This is a genomic window from Providencia sp. PROV223 (assembly GCF_028479245.1).
In the GTDB taxonomy this organism is placed as follows: Bacteria; Pseudomonadota; Gammaproteobacteria; order Enterobacterales; family Enterobacteriaceae; genus Providencia; species Providencia rettgeri.
In genome coordinates, this window is sequence record NZ_JAMPNG010000003.1 from 271,881 (window position 1) to 293,181 (window position 21,301).

Here is a 21,301-nt window from a genome sequence, read left to right on the forward strand (position 1 = left end):
ATTCCGCTATTTTTGACACTTAATGAGAACAAAAAATGAAAATCCCCGCTCTTTTAGATGCGTTAAAAAAGCAGATTGATGAATTGAAAACTCGAGTGGACCCCATAAAAGACCTTGAGTTTTCACATTCACGCTTCGACATGCAATTGTTTAGCCGCAAATCCACCCGTCTAGGGGATTGCCAAAATGAATTACAGACCTTGTATCAGCAATTGTGCCACAGCGTAACGTTAAACCACAGCGAGCAGGTCAATTTCCTAACGGAGAAAATAGTCCACCAAATACAAGCCATTTCTCGGGAGATTTCTACACAAGCTTTACGTGAGAAAGAATCCAGTTTTACTAAGAAAAAGGAACAGATTGATTTATATGAACGTTTATCACAACACCAAGACTATGAACGACGCTTACAAGCGATGGTGAGTGAAAAAGAGCTTCATTTAAGTGAGCTAACTGACCACCGTCTTCAACACCAGTGCCAAAAAGAACTCGCTGTACTTGCAGGGCGTTTGTACCGTTGCCGCCAAGCACTTTTGCGTATTGAGAAAGCCATTGAACATCAAGAAAATCAATATTTTGATTAAATATTGGAAGGAATCAGTATGAGTTCACTCAAAGATGCTCCACAAGAAATCCAACTTGCTGTTGATTTAATCTACTTATTAGAAACCTCTGAGATAGACACCGATGTGGTTCTCAAAGCACTTGAAATTGTGAAAAATGATTATATGTCAAAACAAGTGCAAGCAGCACAAGCTACCTGCACCAAAGAAACTTAACGGGTCTAGTGCGTTTCACCATCACTATCTTTAGGTCTTCGCTTCACTTCTTGCACTTCATCACCTTTATTATTATGCAAATGAACCTCTAACTGGTTGAATGCAATATCAATGTCATTTTCTCGACATAATTTGTCTATCGCGCGGTTCACTTCATCACTTGTCACGCCACGGTCACCAATTTGCCGCACATAAAAACGTAATTCATGGTCTAACGTACTGGCGCCAAAACTGGTGAAATAAACATTGGGAGCGGGTTCGGTCATCACCTTGTTATTGCTGGTTGCAGCCGATAATAAAACCCGCTTCACTTTATCCAGATCTGAACCATAAGCCACGCCGATCGCAATCGTGATGCGCGTGACGGTGTCTGATAGCGACCAGTTGATCAACCGCTCAGTCACAAAAGCTTTATTCGGAATGATCACTTCTTTACGATCAAAATCGACAATAGTGGTTGCCCGGATACGAATTTTACTTACCGTTCCTGAGTAGGTGCCAATCGTAACAGTGTCTCCAATACGGATCGGCCGTTCGAATAGTAAAATGATCCCTGAGACAAAGTTGGCAAAAATTTCCTGTAAGCCAAACCCTAACCCGACGGTTAAAGCAGCGGCTAACCATTGCAATTTGTTCCATGTCACGCCAATCATCCCTAACGAGGCAATCGCGCCAATCCCCACGATAATATAAGTTAATATTGTCGTAATAGCATAAGTAGAACCCTGACGGAGTTTTAACCGTGATAACACCAATACTTCCAGTAACCCAGGGAGATTTCGAGTCATCACCCAAGACACAATGATGATCACAAGAGCCAATATTAAATTCGCTAAGGTTACGAATTGTAAAATATTTCCCCCTTCTGCCGATGTGGCGGTGTAGCTCCACAAGTTCACGCTATCTAAGAAAGAGAAAATGGTGATAAAGTCAGACCAAATTGCATAAAACGCTAACGCAAAGATAATAAACAACACCATCGTTGTCAGGCGTAGCGATTGCTGGCTAATCAACTCGATGGTCATGGGTGGCTCTTTAATGGGTTCGTTTTCAACATCTTCTTGCTTCAACATCGCACGACGTTCTATAGCACGTTGATATGCCAACTTACGAGCCACCAGTGTTAGTCCCCTTAAGCAAGCATTGTAAGTGATATACCACAGGAGTAGAAGATAGAGGCTATCTAACCAACGATTGGCCAAACGCAATGTGGTGTAGTAATACCCCGCCATCATTAAGCCCACTAAAATTAATGGCGAAAATGTCAGTAATGTCATGACAATACTGCGCGTTAAGTGACTACCTTTCTCTTGCCAAACCTGTTTACAAAATGGGATTGTAAAAATACACAACAGTATAAGAGAAACTAGCACAATTAATTGGCCAATCACGTCCTCAGACACTTTCAGTGGGTTGCTAACGCCATAAGTGGAAAAGAAAATAAGTGGCACCAGAGGAATCGATAGCCTAATCATTCTACGTCGTGTTTGAGATATTTTCTCTTTTTCAATACCAAAATGTTTTTGTGCAATACCTTGGGGTTTCAACACACGAAACGTCAGCTCAAATAACGCCCAAAATATCGCTAACTGTTGGCTGAACTGCCAGAAAAATGGGCCTTGTACATTCCCTGTTTTCAAAAACCAGTAACCAAATGCGAGTAAAAACAGTGAAATAGGCAATGTTTGCATTAATGTCAGCAGAATCGCAAATGGCGTACTTAGTACGCTATCATTGCGCAAACTTGAAAGCCGTTGGTCAATATCTTGCAATCGGTTATTAATTTTACGATTAAACCAAATAAACAGTAGCGCGACCAAAACAAGTGGAATAACCACTAACAGTGAATTACTCACGCCCCGTTTAATGCTGCGGTTTGATAAACTAAAATCAAAGCTATTAATTTGTGTCGCTGCGGCTTCAGGAAAAGCTTTCACCCATTCCAAATCAATCGGTTTATTACTATTCACCCAAAATATTTGCTGTGCCAAGGTATTTTCAAGCGACCCCACTACACTCAATAATTGGTTTTGATCCAGTTGTAGGTTGATTGCTTGCGAAATTTGCCCGCCAAGCTGCTGGTTAAGTTCATCTAATAACCCACGACGAACTTCCAATAGTTTCAATAACGTGGATTTATCTTCCGTTGATAATAATGTGCTATTGGTAAGCTCATCCCCAGTTTTTATCTCAAATTGCTGTTCCAACTTCGTAATATAATCATTAGGTTGGTAAAGTTCATCACGTTGTTGGTTAACATCAAATTGTTCAAGCCGCAAATCGGCGATCGTTGTGGGTAAATTTTTCGTTAGAATATCAGGTGGTAAGTCAATTTGTTGTTGAAACAAAATTCGTGAAAGCAATAAGCTACCGCGTAATACATTAATTTGTTCTTTTAAATTTCGTTCTGACTGTGTCGCTCTTTCAAGCCAGGTTTTTACACGGATACCATTTTGAACCAATTTATTGCTATTTTCTGTCACTGTAATTAACCGGTCGCTCAGCGCATTATTAATCGCAATTTCTTTTTGAATAAGGGGATTTTGTTGAGCTTTGATATCGGTTTCAGAAGTACTTAATGCTTCACGCACCGTTGATTGGGAGTCATTTAGGCGGCGATGACTAATAGCATTTTGTACTTGCTGAATATGATGTTCCAATTGTTCAATATATGCTGCGGTATAATCACGGTGTTTTTGCAGTACATCTTGTAATTGAGTGTTAGCCTCTAGAATACGTTTTTGATATTCATTTTGCTGCTGTAATAAGTACTGTTCAACTTGCAGCATTGTGATTTGAGTCGGCCTTAAATTCACAGATTCATTTAATGAACTATTTAGCTCATTACGAATTTCCTGCAATCGTCTCGCATTTTCCAACATCATCGCTTGTGCCCTTTCAGGCTGCGTTTGTAAGCCAATTAATTGGCTACTATAGGTTGCGAGGTCATTTTGTTCTGTTTGCAGATTTTCTAAGTAAGAGGTTTGTAATGCTTTTAATTGTGAAAGAGAGCTATCTTGTATTTTTCGTAGGAAATTTTCGGTGAGTTGTTCATTTTCATTTTTTATTTGCAACAAACCTTGTGCAGCTTGTTTTGATTCTTCACTCGCGCTACTGAGTTTTTTTTGCAGATCAGCCGTTCGTTGTTCGAGTTTATCCAGTTCGTCATAAAAATCTGAGGTTTTTTCCAGATCGGCGAGAACAAGTTTATCTTCCTCACTGAGTGAGTTTTTTTTATTCAATGCATTGAGTGCACTTTTAATTTCATTCTTATCAGGTAAGTTATTTGACGTTAGTGCCGTAATTGAGCTGGAAAAAGATGCGATGAAAAAGAACAGTATGATTGATACTAACTGCTGCCACTTCCATTGTTGTTTCATCATAATGGCATTCCTTTATACGAATAATACGTTGCTTAATTAAACAAAGTGCCGATAACAGCCTATCAGCACCTAATTTTACCTAACCAAACACATTTTACGTAGAATATTAGAAAGTTAATACTTTATCAGCCGTTAATGTCCAGCTTGCAAGCTCGACCAATGTACCAACTTCAACACCATCAGCAAGGGTTAATTCACTCACACCACGGGCATCTGTACAAGTTTTGCATAATTTAACGGGAACATTTTGTGCCGTTAAAATCTCTAACATTTGTTGAAGGTTGTAGCCTTCTTTAGGCTTTTGAGCCGCTAAACCTGCTGTCACTGCATCTGACATCAGAAAAATTTTTAAATCTAACTGTGGCTCTTGCTCTTTTAACGTTATCGCTAATCGCAATGAGTTGAACAATGTTTCACTGCCGTAAGGTGCTCCATTGGCAATAATCAAGATAGAGGTCATGTCGGACTCCACTTATTCAGTTTGAATGGGTTTTAACCGGATCGCGGTATTACATTTTAGTGTTTCTAATAGTGTATCAACCAATGTAATTGTATGTTGATTAATATTAAAATTTTCTGATTGGAGTAGCCAGTTTTCTAACAAACCAGACATTAATGAACGGATCATAATCGCGGCACACTCCACATCAAGGTCTGCTGGAAGCTGCCCCGCATCAATACAGGCAGTCAAGTTATCCACAATTCGGCATTGGCTTGCGACGTAATTAGCGCGTTTAAAATCAACTAACTCTGCCATTTCGCCAACTAATTCGCACTTCAAAAAGAAAATTTCCATCAAAGCGCGGTTTTTAGGGCTTTCAATAAAATCAGTCAAAATATAAACTAATAATTCTCTTAGTATTGAAAGTGGATCGTTGGTATATTTAGAACGATAATATTCTTCGGCTTGTACTATTTGGTTATCACCAAATTCACAAGCTTGATAAAAGAGATCAACTTTGTTTTTGAAATGCCAATATATTGCACCTCGGGTAACCCCCGCTGCTTTTGCAATATCGGCTAATGATGTGGCAGAAACTCCTCGTTCAGAGAATGTTTTGATGGCAGCATCTAATATTTCCTGACGGGTTTCTTCAGCCTGTTGTTTAGTTTTTCGTGCCATTGTGACCCGTTTCTCTCGAAAGCTGATTTACATACATTCGTGTATGTTTGTACTATAGCACAGTGATAAATCATATTGTTTACCATTTTTCTTATTTTTGTTTTGAACTCATATTGATTAATTGAGGTTAACTTATGCGAAAAAACAGAGGGGTGTTACCTCTGGCTCTGTTAGTTCTTTCAGGTGGCTTGGCTCTATCCGGTTGTAACGATGAACAACAAGGTGGCGGAGAACGCCCGGCGCCTGAAGTAGGAATTGTTACGCTTAAAGCCGAACCTCTGACGCTCAAAACCGAGTTACCAGGCCGAACATCCGCATTTCGTGTTGCCGAGGTTCGCCCTCAGGTTAGTGGCATCATATTGAAGCGCAACTATAAAGAAGGTAGCGACGTAGAAGCAGGGACATCTTTATACCAAATTGACCCGGCACCATTCCAAGCAACCTATGACAGCGCAAAAGCGGAGCTAGCAAAAGCACAAGCTAATGCGAATCTGGCTGCATTAACGGTGAAGCGTTATAAACCATTGTTAGGGACTAATTACATTAGTCGTCAGGAATACGACCAAGCAACGTCAACCTATGCGCAAGCACTCGCTGCCGTCAAAGCGGCTGAAGCGGCGGTTGAAACTGCACGTATCAACCTGAATTATACCAAAGTGACTGCACCGATTAGCGGCCGTACTGGCAAATCGAATGTGACTGAAGGGGCTTTAGTATCAACAGGGCAAACCACTGAATTAATGCGTGTTCAGCAACTTGATCCTATCTATGTTGACGTAACACAATCAAGTGACGATTTCTTACGCCTCAAAAATGAGATAGCGAAAGGCGCTGTACAGCGGGAATCAGGAAAAGCACCTGTCAGCTTGATCAACAACAACGGTCAAGAATACGCACAAAAAGGTGTTCTGGAATTCTCTGATGTCACTGTTGATGAAACAACAGGGTCTATCACGATGAGAGCCATGTTCCCTAACCCGAACAAAGAATTACTTCCAGGTATGTTTGTTCGTGCTGTATTAGAAGATGGTGTTATTGATAATGCGATTCTAGTTCCGCAACAAGGTTTATCTCGTACGGCTCAAGGAACTTCTCAAGTCATGGTTGTTGACGCTGAGAATAAAGTTGAAGTCAGAAAAGTTAAAGCAGGACAAGCAGTTGGCAACAAATGGCTGGTAACTGAAGGTCTAAAAGCAGGTGATCGTGTCATTGTCATCGGCTTACAAAAAATCAAACCAGGAATTGTTGTGAATCCTAAGGAAGCAAACTTAGAAACGCAATCCATAGACAATCAGGCAAAACCTGAAGAAAAGTCTAAATAAGGGAGCGGCTGATTAATGCCTAAGTTTTTTATAGAAAGACCAATTTTTGCGTGGGTAATTGCTATTATCACCATGCTTGCTGGTCTGTTGGCAATTATCCAGTTACCTGTTTCGCAGTACCCGACCATCGCGCCACCGGCTGTTTCTATTTCAGCTAACTATCCGGGAGCGGATGCTGAGACGGTACAAAATACAGTAACGCAGGTTATCGAACAGAACATGAACGGTATCGATAACTTGGTATATATGTCATCGAGCAGTGATTCATCAGGTTCTGCTAGCATTACGCTGACATTTGAAGCAGGAACTGATGGTGATATCGCGCAAGTACAAGTGCAAAACAAATTGCAACTGGCGATGCCATTGTTGCCACAAGAAGTTCAGCAACAAGGTATTAGTGTCGATAAATCAACTAGTTCATTCTTAATGGTTGCGGGTTTCGTTTCTAACGATGGCTCAATGGGGCAATATGATATTGCCGACTATGTAGGGTCAAATATTAAAGACCCACTTAGCCGAGTTAACGGTGTAGGTGAAACTCAACTGTTCGGTACCCAATATGCAATGCGTATTTGGCTAAAACCAGAGCAACTTGTTAAGTACAACATGACCACCACAGATGTCATTAATGCGATCAAGGTTCAAAATAACCAAGTCGCAGCAGGACAACTCGGTGGTTCACCATCTGTAGCAAATCAGCGTTTAAACGTTTCTATCATTGCGCAGACACGGTTAAATAGCCCTGAAGAATTTAGCAATATTTTATTACGTGTAAACCAAGATGGTTCACAAGTACGTATTAAGGATGTTGCTGAGGTCCAATTAGGTGCTGAAAACTATAGTACGATTGCCCGCTTTAATGGTAAGCCAGCAGCAGGTATCGGTATTAAACTGGCAACGGGAGCGAACGCATTAGATACGTCTAATAACGTTCGTGCCGCGCTTGAGGAAATGAAACCTTTCTTCCCTCAAGGGTTAGAGATTGTTTATCCGTACGATACAACCCCATTCGTTAAAATTTCAATTAACGAAGTGGTTAAAACGTTAGTAGAAGCAATCATGCTGGTTGTTGTTGTAATGTATTTGTTCCTACAAAACATCCGTGCAACACTGATACCAACGATTGCAGTACCTGTCGTATTGTTAGGTACCTTTGCTATCTTGTCGGCATTTGGTTATTCCATAAACACGTTGACCATGTTTGCGATGGTACTCGCCATCGGGCTTCTCGTCGATGACGCCATCGTTGTTGTTGAGAACGTTGAGCGTGTTATGCAAGAAGAAGGCTTATCACCAAAAGAAGCGACCAAAAAATCAATGGGTCAAATCCAAGGTGCGTTAGTCGGTATTGCAATGGTGCTGTCTGCGGTATTTATCCCTATGGCCTTCTTTGGGGGTTCTACAGGGGCAATTTACCGTCAGTTCTCAATTACCATTGTATCCTCCATGATCTTATCAGTACTGGTTGCGATGATCTTAACGCCAGCACTGTGCGCCACCATGTTGAAGCCAATTGAAAAAGGCAGCCATGGTAGCCAGAAAGGGTTCTTTGGGTGGTTTAACCGTACATTTGAAAAACAAGCACACCACTACACCGACAGTGTAAGCCGTATGCTTAACGGTACTGGTCGTTATCTCGTCATTTACCTGCTGTTAGTGGTTGGTATGGCGTTCATGTTCGTTCGCTTACCGTCTTCCTTCTTACCGGCGGAAGACCAGGGGGTATTCTTGTCAATGATCCAATTACCACCGGGATCAACGCAAGAACAAACCCAAGCGGTACTAGATGAAGTGAATAACTACTACCATACCGAAGAAGCTAAAAACGTTGAATCGGTCTTTACCGTTGGGGGCTTTAGCTTCGCAGGTCAAGGACAAAATATGGGTCTTGCCTTCGTCGTTCTGAAAAATTGGAGCGAACGTAAAGGCGATGAAAACCACGTTGATGCGATTGTACAGCGTGCGAATATCGCACTGTCAAAAAAACAAGAAGCATTGATTTACGCCTTTAACCTACCCGCAATTGTTGAGTTAGGTACCGCAGACGGGTTTGACTTTGAGTTAGTTGATAAAGGTAACTTGGGGCATGATAAACTAATGCAAGCCCGTAACCAGTTGCTTGGATTGGCGGCTCAGCACCCAGAAATGCTTCAAGGTGTTCGCCCAAATGGTCAGGATGATACCTCGCAATACCGTATTTATATTGACCAACAAAAAGCACAGGCTCAAGGTGTCGCTATCAGTGATATCAACGCAACATTGAGTTCTATGTTTGGTGGAAGCTACGTGAATGACTTTATCGACCGTGGTCGTGTGAAGAAAGTTTACGTACAAGGTGACGCAGAAAGCCGTATGTTACCTTCTGACATCAGTAACCTGTATGTTCGTAATAACCAAGGTAAAATGGTTCCGTTCTCTGCATTTATGGACGAATCCAAAGATCCTTGGAAGTATGGTTCACCACGTTTAGAACGTTATAACGGTGTCCCTGCGATGAATATTCAAGGCCAAGCAGCTCCGGGACAAAGTACGGGTGATGCGATGCTGTTAATGGAAAAACTCACCACTGAAAACCTGCCTGAAGGAATTGGTTACGAGTGGACGGGTATGTCTTATCAAGAACGTTTAGCAGGTAACCAAGCCCCTGCACTGTATGCGATTTCTTTGATAGTGGTATTCCTGTGTCTGGCTGCTCTATATGAAAGCTGGTCTGTTCCATTCTCAGTTATGTTAGTGGTTCCATTAGGTATTATTGGTGCGTTATTGTTCACCAGTGTTCGTGGTTTAGACAACGACGTTTACTTTAAAGTGGGCCTCTTAACCACCATTGGGCTATCGGCGAAAAACGCAATATTGATTGTTGAATTCGCCAAAGACTTGATGGAAAAAGAAGGCAAAGGGTTAGTCGAAGCAACACTGAATGCAGTTAAAATGCGTTTACGACCAATTCTGATGACATCTCTAGCATTTATGTTAGGTGTTATCCCACTGGTATTTAGTAATGGTGCAGGTTCTGCATCCCAGAACTCAGTAGGTACTGGTGTTCTTGGGGGTATGTTCGCAGCAACCTCGCTGGCTATCTTCTTCGTTCCTGTATTCTTCGTGGTGATCCGTCGCCGTTTCTCGAAGAAATCAGAGGACATTGAACACAGTCACCCACCAACAGCTCAATAAACGCTGATGAATGACAAAAAGAGCCACTAAATGTGGCTCTTTTTTTATCTAAATGCTGATTCCTATAATGCGCTCTAATACATCATCCCAGTGGACAAAAATAAAAAATCAAGCCAAATTAATTTGGCTTGATAAGCCAATTGGTATAAGTTCAGTTCGTTCATTTTTTCCGTCTAGCATAATATCTACATTTAATTGTTCTATGTGACGCATAAAATTTATTCTGTCCGTTAATAAATCTATAATATCGGTAGAGTCTGACTGTCGTTTTGCTCTTTCATTAAAATATGTCGATAAATACATTAATCCGTAATTTTCCTTTAGCTTGTTAACTAGATTATCGAGTACTATATAATCATGCTCCTGCGCTATTTTAATCATCAAGTGGCGATAAGACTCAGATTTTGAACCATAGACTTCACGTAATATTAACGATGTGTCATTATGGATATCTGTAATAATGAGATCATTACCTTGCCGGTTAATGAACATCTTTCTCCAATTGTCAACTGACGGTATAATAATATCATCTACAGCATTATCTTTTGCGTTATTATCAATAATAATGGCACGATAAGCTTTCCAAGCATCTACACTAAATTCATATGTATCCCCCCCTTCTCCACCACTTAATATTAATGTATCAACATGAGCTATTTTAGATGGATTAATGATATCTGCCTCATGCGTTCCTTTAATTACAAATGAAGCGCCTATCTTGTTCGATTCTTTTGTTCCATTGTCAGGCTGATAAAGTATTTCGTTCTTATCCGTTAGCATCATGAAGCCATTATCAATTTTCTTAATATTTTTAAATATTAACTCTGGGTATATTTTAATGCTATCAGCTATATTATTATTTGAACTCATATAGGTATTAATAACACCGAATGAATGTCGCATAGTATCAATATTAACAACTTGCTGACTATATAATTTACCGGTATTTCTATCAAATATAAACCCGTTTTGATTATCTGAATCAAATCCTAAAAATTGTAGCTCATGTTCTGATAACAAAGAGTGAGCAATAATAAATTTGCGATCAAAGTACCATGCAGGAATGATACTCTCATCTGAGCGCCTTAATCCCAATAAAGCAATTGCCTGTTTTGTTCCATTATAGTTGTCGTCAAGCTTTGATAACCAATTAGATGAATCTAATGTTTTTAACCAATGCTCATTAAATGCGACTATATCTATACTACCATCCGCATTAACTTGCTGTATCTTTCCTGACTTTCTTATAACAATAATATTTCCATTCCAATTAAAAACAGTGTTTATTTGTGTAATCGGGATTGAGTGTCCGTATATTTCTTGTGTGATAACCTTTGTTGTTGGATTGTTGATATCAAATACATCTTGCCCCAAGCCTTCTTGACGATATAATCTATCTTTTTCTTTACTATAGAAAAAAAACACTTCCGTTTCACTGTCGTCAATTAAACTACCAACAAGTGTTAAATCAGCAGGGTTTTCAACAACCTTTGTATATTTATTTACACCAAGGTTAACCTTAATTAAAGTATTTGTGTCACGACGTAGCCAATAACGACGATTGATACCATTTTCATCTTTACCATCAATAGTTACTATCTTTGCAAGATTTAACGTAGAAAAATCTAACTTATCAGATTCTACTTCGCTAAGATTTTGACTGTAACGATCATTAGGTACATTATAATACATTTTTAAAATATGGTATCCCGAACTATTTATTTTTGTTGGTGAATTCGCTAAATATTCTAACAGCTTACTACTATTAAAAATATTAACGAGTTCAGATTTTTTTCCATCTATTTTATATTTAGTGAAAATTTCGTCATTATTATCATGATGAGTTAAACTAAAATAAATATTTTCATGCTCCCTCCATAGCTTATGTACTTTAAACGGTGATGATTTCTCATCAGCTAAATAATAATTATTATCGAGTTGACCACCATTATTAATATTGCTCCGCCAAATAATATTTTCTTCCTGAGAAAAGAAATAGGCATACTCTGCATCAATAGTTCCGAGTGTAGGCGAATGATAGATTTTATTTATTGAATTAGTAAAAAGCATTCTTTTTGTTGCGACCTCATAAAAAGCTCTCCCAACATTTTTCTTACCATATATATAATCATCAACTACAATAAAGTTACCGTGCAATTGGTGTTTATCAGCCAATTCATTTAGGTGCTGTTCAATTGACTGGCCTTTATTACTCCACTGTCGACCATCCTCTCTGATAACTTGAATGAGTTTATTTTTAAAATCTACCTCACGAACTTCATGCTCTGAATTAACTAAAATAACTTGATCAGATAAGGCACTTGGATCAATATTTATATTTAAACTGCCAATTCTTAGATAACCATCATTAACTTCTACTGTAGGATCACCGCCATCAATCAAACTTGTATCAATAACCCATTTTGAATTATGCTTAAAATTTGAATCATTTATTAATGTAATATTAACACCATGGTTAATACTAATAATATATTCACCACCCGCTCCGCTAAGGTTATAAGATAGTTTCCCATACCATTCATTGGATATTTTAGGCACGGCAATATGTGCTTTATTTATGGGTAAAATAATATTTGTTTTGGTACTGACATATTCATGATAAATTCTAGTTATAATATACTCACCAGGAAAAGAATAAAAATCATAATCAAATTTATCTGTTTCTTCTAATCTCCGCAAAACATTAAAACCATAATCATAACGAGTCAATGCACCTGGAAATAGATTAAAAGAATAATTAATATATGACTTTGGCACCCCTGGTAAAATAACGGTATCTGTCTCTTGAAATGGAATGTCATGCTTGCTCTGATAACCAAGTCCTTCTCGAATATTAATGGCTTGTTTTTTATCAACCACCGAATAGGGAAGATACGCTGCCCAAGCAATATAATCTTTGCGCCCACTACCATTTCCACTGCGATGGGGCTGTGTACGGTAGAGATACTGGCTATCAAAGTTAATTTTTTTTGAGCGTAAGTCAATACGATCAAATACAGCCAAAGGACGTGGAACTAAGATCCGTTTACCACTTTTATTATCTATTTGATAATCAAATCCATTCCCACTATACGCATCATCTAAATGTTGGAAGTAGACCCCAACTTCTTTCGCATGCTCGCCAATTTCAGCATATGCACGTGCTAGTCCCACAATTCCAATTCCGAGGCCACCAACAATCACACCCACACCACCAAATACAGCAGCTGCCTCTGTAGCTCCGACAATACCTGCACCAATTGTTGCACCACTTAATAGTAAACTTGCTGAATCGAATGCCAGCTGAGTTCCAAATACAGCCTTTTGTGGATCATTTTCTGCATGTGTTAATTCATAAATATCAAACCCAACCATTGCACCTTGAAAAACAGTACCGATCCCTTCATTAGCTACCCGGGCAAATGATGATGAAAAAGTCTTCATCGCAGAGTGGGTAATTCCCGCCTCCTCACACCAAAGCGTTTTAACTAACTTTACAACCTTTGTCACATCATTTACTGCACCATGCGCCATCATACTATAAGTGACATAAGCATGAATTTTTAATGCTTCCGCTAAATTTGATGACATGCCACTGCTTATGTTTTGTCTATTTTTATTCGCAGCCCACTGAATTAATGCGTGAACGGCCATTCCCATGTTCATTCCATCAACATGTTCCGCATTACCTATGCCACCTCGGCGCCGTAATTCAGAATGGTGAAATTCGTAGCTTTGTTCAAATGTATTTATATTTTCATTAAAGTACTCTTTAAATTCCATCAAAGTACTATCTGTTGTTTCAATCCAGCGCTCTCGAAATGCGATGTCTTTATTAATAAATTGAATGCGGTATTTTCCCTCCTCAGTCATTTCTATACTAGAAAAATTAGGTAACCATGTTTCATCTAATTGATACTGTTCAGATATCTCATTAAATACTCTCTCAATTTTGTCCCCCCATCGTTCAGCGGTCAAAATTGTTAACGATGCTTTTATATTTAACTCTTTAGTGATTCGTATTTGATTTTCAATAAATTTAATCGTATTTTTACGCCTTTCAGCAACAAGATTCAAATCATCTGTATTAGATAAATCTGATACGACTAATCCCCCGCCCACTGCCACATTTCTCATCCCGTCAACATCAATAGAAATTAATTCAAAAATAGGTTTCGAATCAGAGCCTAAAGCAACATATAATTTAGCCATTTTTTTATTTATCATAAACTTATTTAGAGCTGAAAAAAGTTTATGACTACTTTCAAATGTGAATATACCGAAATTAGGATCGTAAAAATAATAGGTTACACTATCTTCATATACAATTTTCCCCAACATCATCGCATGCTTTTGGCTATTTAAGGCATACATTTTCGTTGCATTCCCCTCAGTTAATCTAGCCTCAATAGCATTTAAATCTAGGTTACCTTGAGAACTCGAAGACTGTACCGCTTCAATATTTGAATGAAGCCTTATTAATGATTTTTTTAATAGAATTGAGCTGTTATCTGTTGGTGATGCGGCAGCTAAAAAGAGTTTGTCGAGTAGTACATTACTACCATTTGGCCCATTCTCCTCTAATGCAACAGCCATAGCTCTAACAAGCGGATAACAGCGACCATCTGACATATCTCCCATTAAAGGTAAATAAAAATCTTGGGGGGATAGCCTAGAATTTATACTGCCCTCTCTCTTAAATAATTCATTTATTTCCCTCGTATTTTCTAAAATTTGATGACGACCTTCGTTATCTATCGTATTTTGAATATGCCTATACAATGCGCCACGTTCTGTCACGCTCAATTCAGGATTTAAATATAGAGCCATCATCTCTGATGATGTCATTTCTTGATTAAAGCCTCGAATATCAGTTTTATTATAGTTATCATAACCTTCATTAAATTTATCATTAGCAATATTACGATCTCGCATCACCGCCAATTTATATTCTTTATTTAGCGCTATATTCGTAACACCGTTACCAAGTTCTTCATTTACGACTTGAACAACAGAGTCAATTCCAGTCTTATTTTTTATTTGTAGCCATAACCAGCTTCTTTCTACAGATAATGACTCAGTTAATATCGATAAATGTTTTTGAGAATAGTAATCTTTAATAATTTTTTTATTTCCAGAATTGATATTAATTTATCGATCCTTATATTTTCGTCATTACTTCGTATTGACTTACTCTTTAGATTGTTTAATTCAACTTTAAAATCATCAATTTGTTTAATTAATTGATTGATTTTATCATAAATTTTCTTTTTAACCTTGCCATTTAAATCAACCCATGATTTTATTGCTGAGTTCTCCAGCGAACCCCCCCCATCAATATATTCACCTTCTGAAACCTGGTCCGTATTTATACCAAATTCCTTTGCTATTTCTTTTAATTTATTTTGTGATGCATGGCGATATCGATTGAATTTTTCTAATTGTTTCTCGGAAAATTGATTATCAACATAATAACCTATCATAGAACTTTCGTTGTTACGTAGCTTAGGAATAGGTGTTCCATTGATCAATTCATATTCTTGCTTTTGTAATAATAACCGCCAATGGCCATCCTTAAAATACATATACGCCATCGCAAGGCCTTCATCAGAGCCTGGAACTTGGTAGTCCATATAATCAAATGCCATTACAACATTATCATACAATATAGAACTATTCACACGGCCATCATGATAAACACGATAGGTTGTTTCATTCAGCTTAGTAACAATAACGGAGCACCCTGTTAAAGAGCCCGTGAATAAAAAACTATCCTCAGCAGCCTGAATAGGTATATCAACATAAGCAGGCGTTGCACTGGACTGATTAGCCCCGTTATAACCTAAAAAATAAGCATGGAATGCTAATGAAGGCGAGATGCTTGAAGGCTCATATCTATATTCAACCGCATAACTATTCGGACCAATTTTAACTAAGTGTGCACGTCCATAAGGTGGTATTTTACCCATTGTTGTCATGCTATCCCCACTAATCGCATGCAAGCGGGTAAACGATAATGTGTCTGCAAGAAAGTTCTTAACATCAGGACTTGCTGGACTATTTTTAAGTGGCATACTGCCAAATAATCCAGATTTTAAACGACTATCACGCAGTACTTGTGCAACTAAATTAGAGTTAACTGTATCATAGCCCATCTCTTGCACTGTTCTCAGTAAAATTTGTTTTATTTGGCGAATTATTAATAATGATTCTGTATTAATAATTAGAAAATTATTATTTTTTTTAATTTCATCCATTTTATAAATGGAATTTTTTAATAAACAACTATTATTAAACATATAATTAAATCCTTTTATTTACCTATGTTATATAAGAGCATCTCCACATATCAAGAATTACATTTTATAAAAAATAATTCCATTAACAATCATTAAACAAATAATAAAATAAATATAATAGCTATCATTATCTTTTACAGGGATTATATAAGCAATAAGAATACAACTTTCTAAACTTAATATCTTAGCCGATAGAACTGGGGGAAAATACCAAGCTATTAGGCCGGTTCATTTCATTTGAGAGCTATCAATATCAGTGTCAAGACAGTTTTCTTTAGCTTCAAAATACCATTGATATCAAGGTGCTGGTACAAACAATGAATTTTTCATTACGTGGCGACGGTTATTTTGTAATATGTAGCACAGATAAAATACAGATAGGGGAAAATCAATTTAGTGATATTTCTAGTTTATTCTCAATAGCCTATTAGATTTACTACCAAACATAATATGTTCGGTATCAGTCTGATACCGGTCATTAGACTAGCATTTTTTATTTGTAATCTTTGTAATCTACGCCATCACTACATTATCAAAAGGAATCGAACTATTAATTCTCCCATCATGATAGACCCGATAAGTTGTTTCATTTAGTTCAGTAACGATCACAAAACTATCAGAAAGTGTACGTGTAAATAAAATTTTTGCTTTAGATGAGTACTTGGGTATATCGATATAAACGAGCGATTTTTTACCTGATGATTGCCGTTATATCCTAGTAAAACGAATTGAACATCAACTTTATTATAAATTGTAGGAATGTGACTTAAATGATTTAATATCTACACTTGCAACTCTATTTGTTACACTTACCCAACTAATCGTTGTTGATTTTAATTTTGCATCATTAAAATTTAAAATAATTATTTTTATAGCATCCATGTTAAATTTTAATATACTAATGAAAAATAAAATAGATTATATTTAATTACACCTATCAGGGTTATTATTACAAGGAAACGTAATGAATAAAAAAATGCAATTTATCTTTCTAACAAACTCTTTTTTATCATGTTTGAGTTTTTCTTCCTTTTCTCAAACCGATGTATCTAAAGCAAAATTAATTAATATCGAAGCTCCTCTAAAAAATCATATTTCATTTAACTCTTTTGAGAGTTTATCTTCTAATGATCATGGTCTCATTTTTAATAATGATATTAATGATAATAATCAACTTGCAAACAAAGCTGCAAAACTAATATTGGCTGAAGTGACAGGAACAGAAGAAAGTAAAATTAAAGGTGTCCTCGGTATTAAAGGACAAGCCGCGAACCTAATTATTGCTAATCCCAATGGGATCTCATGGGCTGATGGCTCCATAAGTAATATTAATAGCTTATCTTTAATTGCAGGTAAGTTAGAAAAACAATATGTTAAAAATAAAGAAACGAAGCAGCTTGAAGCAAAAGCACTAGATGAATACAGTCAATTGAAATTCTCAGTTAGCCCCGCAAGCCAAATCAACATCAGCCAACAGCATGCCAGCCCGTTACAGCTTTCTAAACTGAATGTGTTCGCCGATCGAATAAAACTACAAAATGCACTAAATATTACGGCTGCGGTTCAAAATTATCTGAGTACATCCGGAAGTGCTTCAATTTCCCCACGAGAAGCAGTCATTCACTCAGGCTCTAAATTTAAAACGGATACACCTTATAGCCAAGGCAGCCACCTAGAACTGGGAGAAAATACCAAGCTATTAGGCCGGCTTATTTCATTTGAAAGCCATCAATATCAGTGTAAAGACAGCTTCCTTTGTCCTCAAAATACAATTGATATCAAAGGTTTGATACAAACAATGAATTTTTCATTACGTGGCGACAGTGATTTTGTAATGCACGGCACAGGTAAAATACAAATAGGGAAAAATCAGCAAGTGCTTGTCGCACAGTAATGAAAAACGGGCTCATTTTTAATGAGCCCGTAGGTCGTTGGGAAAGTGAAATAAAAATGTGTTTCTCTCACTTTATACTTTTAGCTAAAATCAATTTAGTGATTTTTCTTGTTTGCTTTATAGCCAAAAGAACCAAGCAAATAGAGAGATAACAATAATACATGCTACGTTCAGAACTGCACCGACCCGTACCATTTCAATTTGCCTGATATAACCAGAACCAAATACAATCGCATTTGGCGGAGTCGCAACAGGCAACATAAACGCACAAGAGGCACCAATACCAATAATCATAGTTAATACAATAACTGGCATACCTAATGCTTCCGCAACAGTAGCAAAAATAGGAACTAACAGGGCGGCACTTGCAGTATTACTCGTAAATTCAGTCAGGATGATAATAAAGGTTGTCACCGCTAAGATAATCACAAACCAATGACTTGTCCCAAATGTCATCTGCATCCAGTCAGCCATAATTTTACTAGCGCCTGAAGAACTTAAAATTGCACTGAGAGTCAACCCCCCACCGAACAGCATCAATACGCCCCACTCGGTATTTTTTTGGATTTGTGACCAACTAGCAACCCCTGTTATACCAATCAAAATTGCAGCAATCATAGCAATAATGGTGTCGAGATCCTTCACACCACCAAGTGCTTCACTAATAAATGTACTGGTGATCCAACAAACTACCGCAAATAGGAAGATCCCCATTGCTGTAATACGTTTGCCATTCCATTTAACATGCTCTAATTCAATTTCAAAGCGGTGTTTCAGATTTGGGCGTAACATCATGTACATCAATACAAACATCATCGGTAGTAAAACTACCATGATTGGAATGCCGTATTTCATCCACGATAAGAAATCTAAACCTAATGCAGCAGCGGCAATTGCGTTTGGTGGGCTACCCACAATAGTTCCTAGACCACCAATACTGGCACTATAAGCAACACCTAATAAAACAAACACAAACGTATTACGTTCATGACGTACATCGAGATTAGATAAAATACCTAATACAAGGGGTAACATCATTGCAGCAGTTGCTGTGTTACTAATCCACATTGATAGCAGCGCGGTAACACCAAACAACAGTAATACTGCGACTGATAAACGACCACGTGCAGCCATTAGTAAGCGGTTAGCAATTAGACGGTCTAAGCCTTGAATATGCAAAGCCGTCGCTAAAGCAAAGCCACCGAAGAATAGGAAAATAATTGGGTTTGCGAATGATTTAAGCGCTTCCCCAGTATTCATTAATCCAAGCCCAACCGCTAAGATAGGAATACAAAGTGCAGTAATAGTGACATGGATAGCTTCAGTTAGCCAAAGCACACCAATGAAAACCATCATTGCAAGGCCTGCATTTGCCTTGTCATCAAAAGGCAAATATTTTAAAAGTAAGATCAGTAGAACAATATCAACCGCTAAAATGATCCAACCCCGTTTATTGGATGGGGTCGGGCTGACCGCTGGTTGTAGGGATTCGGAAGCGTCCATGTAAACTCCATTAGCTCGGAAGCAAATTATTTTCGAGTATTATTGTTAATATTTTTTTGCAAGAGCTGGAATATAAAGTTAATTGTATGAAATTAAAATGTGGAGGAACTAAAAGTGCGATCTACACCGTATAATTTCATCGTTTTTCATGTAAACTCCAAAAAACCTACCCATTCACTCGTAAAAATCGAAGAATTAAATACTAAAATAGCTACTATAAATTAGCATATTATTTCTAAAGAGACGTATATCAATCAACTATCTAATTGATTGATTTTAAATTGATTATTAAATATAAAGTGAGTCAATAAAAGGCTGATCAATCATTAAGCTTACTAAAAATCCAATCAAATTTATTATGATACATTAGAGATAATCATAAATTACTGGGAATATATAGTAAAAATGGCTTCCTCAGCAAAGGTTTCAGTCGAAAAAAAAGGAAGCCATCGGCTTCCTTTCGTATAAATTGGTTAACGAACTAAAATTACGCTTGGCCTTTAACTTCTTTTAAGCCATTGAATGGTGCATTTTTACCTAATGCTTCTTCAATACGAATCAGTTGGTTATATTTAGCAACACGGTCAGAACGGCTCATTGAACCCGTTTTGATTTGGCCTGCAGCTGTACCGACTGCTAAATCTGCGATAGTTGCATCTTCAGTTTCGCCTGAACGGTGAGAGATAACAGCTGTATAGCCTGCATCTTTCGCCATTTTAATTGCAGCCAAAGTTTCAGTTAAAGAACCAATTTGGTTGAATTTGATCAGGATAGAGTTAGCAATGCCTTTATCAATACCTTCTTTCAAGATCTTAGTGTTCGTTACAAACAGGTCGTCACCAACCAGTTGGATTTTGTCACCAAGAACTTTAGTTTGGTATGCGAAACCATCCCAGTCAGACTCATTCAGACCATCTTCAATAGATACGATTGGGTACTGTTTAGTCAGTTCTTCTAAATAGTGAGTGAACTCTTGTGAAGTGAAGGTTTTACCTTCGCCTTTCAGCTCATAATTGCCTGTTTCTGCGTTATAGAACTCAGATGCTGCACAGTCCATTGCCAGTGTTACGTCTTTACCTAATACATAACCTGCTTGCTCAACCGCCTCTTTAATTGCTGCTAATGCCGCTGCGTTTGACTCTAAGTTAGGCGCATAACCACCTTCATCACCTACAGCAGTGTTCATACCTTTAGATTTCAGTACTTTTGCTAAGTGATGGAAAATTTCAGAACCCATACGAACAGCTTCTTTCAGCGTTGGTGCGCCAACAGGCTGGATCATGAATTCTTGGATATCAACGTTGTTATCTGCGTGCTCACCACCATTGATGATGTTCATCATAGGTAGAGGCATAGAGTATTGACCGTGAGTACCATTCAGGTCAGAAATGTGCTCATACAGAGGCATACCTTTCGCTGCCGCAGCTGCTTTAGCATTTGCTAAAGATACAGCCAGAATTGCGTTTGCACCAAATTTAGATTTGTTCTCAGTGCCATCGAGATCAATCATGATTTTATCGATGTTAGCTTGGTCTTTAGCATCTTTACCGATCAGCGCTTCTGCGATTGGACCATTAACAGCAGCAACTGCTTTCAGAACACCTTTACCCAGAAAACGTGCTTTATCACCGTCACGCAGTTCCAGAGCTTCACGAGAACCTGTTGACGCACCTGATGGTGCTGCAGCTAAACCAACAAAGCCACCTTCTAAATGAACTTCAGCTTCTACAGTTGGGTTACCACGAGAGTCAATGATTTCACGACCGATCACTTTAACAATTTTGGACATTAGGTTTTCCTCAGTACAAGTTAAATTTTGGGAAG

At 37.9% G+C, this 21,301-nt stretch carries 12 protein-coding genes; 5 read left to right on the top strand and 7 right to left on the bottom strand.

Annotated features, from left to right (window positions below):
- The first annotated feature begins 35 nt into the window (after positions 1 to 35).
- Positions 36 to 584, top strand: coding sequence for a primosomal replication protein PriC (priC, locus tag PR767_RS06190; protein ID WP_109912058.1), 549 nt, complete (start codon positions 36 to 38; stop codon positions 582 to 584).
- 18 nt (positions 585 to 602) lie between these two features.
- Entirely contained in the window at positions 603 to 779 is a 177-nt protein-coding gene (rsmS, locus tag PR767_RS06195) for a pleiotropic regulatory protein RsmS (protein ID WP_004913648.1), read from the top strand.
- Between the two features lie 5 nt (positions 780 to 784).
- Here rsmS and mscK read toward each other — a convergent pair whose 3' ends face one another.
- The 3 genes from mscK to acrR all read right to left on the bottom strand — a co-directional run bounded on the left by mscK (position 785) and on the right by acrR (position 5,285).
- Positions 785 to 4,162: a mechanosensitive channel MscK gene (gene mscK, locus PR767_RS06200; protein WP_272520019.1), complete on the bottom strand. Its 3,378-nt coding sequence runs from the start codon at positions 4,160 to 4,162 to the stop codon at positions 785 to 787.
- Positions 4,163 to 4,268: 106 nt separating this feature from the next.
- Positions 4,269 to 4,622, bottom strand: a complete 354-nt coding sequence (locus tag PR767_RS06205) for a DsrE/DsrF/TusD sulfur relay family protein (protein ID WP_004913652.1) — start codon at positions 4,620 to 4,622, stop codon at positions 4,269 to 4,271.
- 12 nt (positions 4,623 to 4,634) lie between these two features.
- Positions 4,635 to 5,285, bottom strand: coding sequence for a multidrug efflux transporter transcriptional repressor AcrR (gene acrR, locus PR767_RS06210; RefSeq protein WP_004260429.1), 651 nt, complete (start codon positions 5,283 to 5,285; stop codon positions 4,635 to 4,637).
- A gap of 134 nt (positions 5,286 to 5,419) precedes the next feature.
- Here acrR and PR767_RS06215 point away from each other — a divergent pair, with 134 nt between their 5' ends.
- On the top strand, positions 5,420 to 6,607 hold the full coding sequence (locus PR767_RS06215; protein ID WP_004913654.1) for an efflux RND transporter periplasmic adaptor subunit: 1,188 nt from the start codon (positions 5,420 to 5,422) through the stop codon (positions 6,605 to 6,607).
- 15 nt (positions 6,608 to 6,622) lie between these two features.
- On the top strand, positions 6,623 to 9,781 hold the full coding sequence (locus tag PR767_RS06220) for an efflux RND transporter permease subunit (protein WP_109912056.1): 3,159 nt from the start codon (positions 6,623 to 6,625) through the stop codon (positions 9,779 to 9,781).
- A 108-nt stretch (positions 9,782 to 9,889) separates the two neighbouring features.
- On the opposite strand, the gene PR767_RS06225 is transcribed toward PR767_RS06220, so the two are convergent.
- Entirely contained in the window at positions 9,890 to 14,716 is a 4,827-nt protein-coding gene (locus PR767_RS06225; protein WP_272520020.1) for a TcdA/TcdB pore-forming domain-containing protein, read from the bottom strand.
- Positions 14,717 to 14,862: 146 nt separating this feature from the next.
- Positions 14,863 to 16,080, bottom strand: coding sequence for a hypothetical protein (locus tag PR767_RS06230; RefSeq protein ID WP_272520021.1), 1,218 nt, complete (start codon positions 16,078 to 16,080; stop codon positions 14,863 to 14,865).
- A gap of 964 nt (positions 16,081 to 17,044) precedes the next feature.
- On the opposite strand from PR767_RS06230, the gene PR767_RS06235 reads away from it, so the two are divergent.
- Positions 17,045 to 17,974, top strand: coding sequence for a two-partner secretion domain-containing protein (locus tag PR767_RS06235; RefSeq protein WP_272520022.1), 930 nt, complete (start codon positions 17,045 to 17,047; stop codon positions 17,972 to 17,974).
- Positions 17,975 to 18,091: 117 nt separating this feature from the next.
- On the opposite strand, the gene PR767_RS06240 is transcribed toward PR767_RS06235, so the two are convergent.
- Both PR767_RS06240 and eno read right to left on the bottom strand, forming a co-directional pair.
- On the bottom strand, positions 18,092 to 19,477 hold the full coding sequence (locus tag PR767_RS06240; RefSeq protein ID WP_004913667.1) for a DASS family sodium-coupled anion symporter: 1,386 nt from the start codon (positions 19,475 to 19,477) through the stop codon (positions 18,092 to 18,094).
- 487 nt (positions 19,478 to 19,964) lie between these two features.
- Positions 19,965 to 21,266, bottom strand: coding sequence for a phosphopyruvate hydratase (gene eno, locus PR767_RS06245; protein WP_004260453.1), 1,302 nt, complete (start codon positions 21,264 to 21,266; stop codon positions 19,965 to 19,967).
- Positions 21,267 to 21,301: the final 35 nt, after the last annotated feature.

What these genes read in the sequence shown, in the direction of transcription:
- priC (WP_109912058.1), top strand. Translation starts at nt 36, where the DNA reads ATGAAAATCCCCGCTCTTTTAGATGCGTTAAAAAAGCAGATTGATGAA.
- rsmS (WP_004913648.1), top strand. Translation starts at nt 603, where the DNA reads ATGAGTTCACTCAAAGATGCTCCACAAGAAATCCAACTTGCTGTTGAT.
- mscK (WP_272520019.1), bottom strand. Translation starts at nt 4,162, where the DNA reads ATGATGAAACAACAATGGAAGTGGCAGCAGTTAGTATCAATCATACTG.
- PR767_RS06205 (WP_004913652.1), bottom strand. Translation starts at nt 4,622, where the DNA reads ATGACCTCTATCTTGATTATTGCCAATGGAGCACCTTACGGCAGTGAA.
- acrR (WP_004260429.1), bottom strand. Translation starts at nt 5,285, where the DNA reads ATGGCACGAAAAACTAAACAACAGGCTGAAGAAACCCGTCAGGAAATA.
- PR767_RS06215 (WP_004913654.1), top strand. Translation starts at nt 5,420, where the DNA reads ATGCGAAAAAACAGAGGGGTGTTACCTCTGGCTCTGTTAGTTCTTTCA.
- PR767_RS06220 (WP_109912056.1), top strand. Translation starts at nt 6,623, where the DNA reads ATGCCTAAGTTTTTTATAGAAAGACCAATTTTTGCGTGGGTAATTGCT.
- PR767_RS06225 (WP_272520020.1), bottom strand. Translation starts at nt 14,716, where the DNA reads ATGCGAGATCGTAATATTGCTAATGATAAATTTAATGAAGGTTATGAT.
- PR767_RS06230 (WP_272520021.1), bottom strand. Translation starts at nt 16,080, where the DNA reads ATGTTTAATAATAGTTGTTTATTAAAAAATTCCATTTATAAAATGGAT.
- PR767_RS06235 (WP_272520022.1), top strand. Translation starts at nt 17,045, where the DNA reads ATGAATAAAAAAATGCAATTTATCTTTCTAACAAACTCTTTTTTATCA.
- PR767_RS06240 (WP_004913667.1), bottom strand. Translation starts at nt 19,477, where the DNA reads ATGGACGCTTCCGAATCCCTACAACCAGCGGTCAGCCCGACCCCATCC.
- eno (WP_004260453.1), bottom strand. Translation starts at nt 21,266, where the DNA reads ATGTCCAAAATTGTTAAAGTGATCGGTCGTGAAATCATTGACTCTCGT.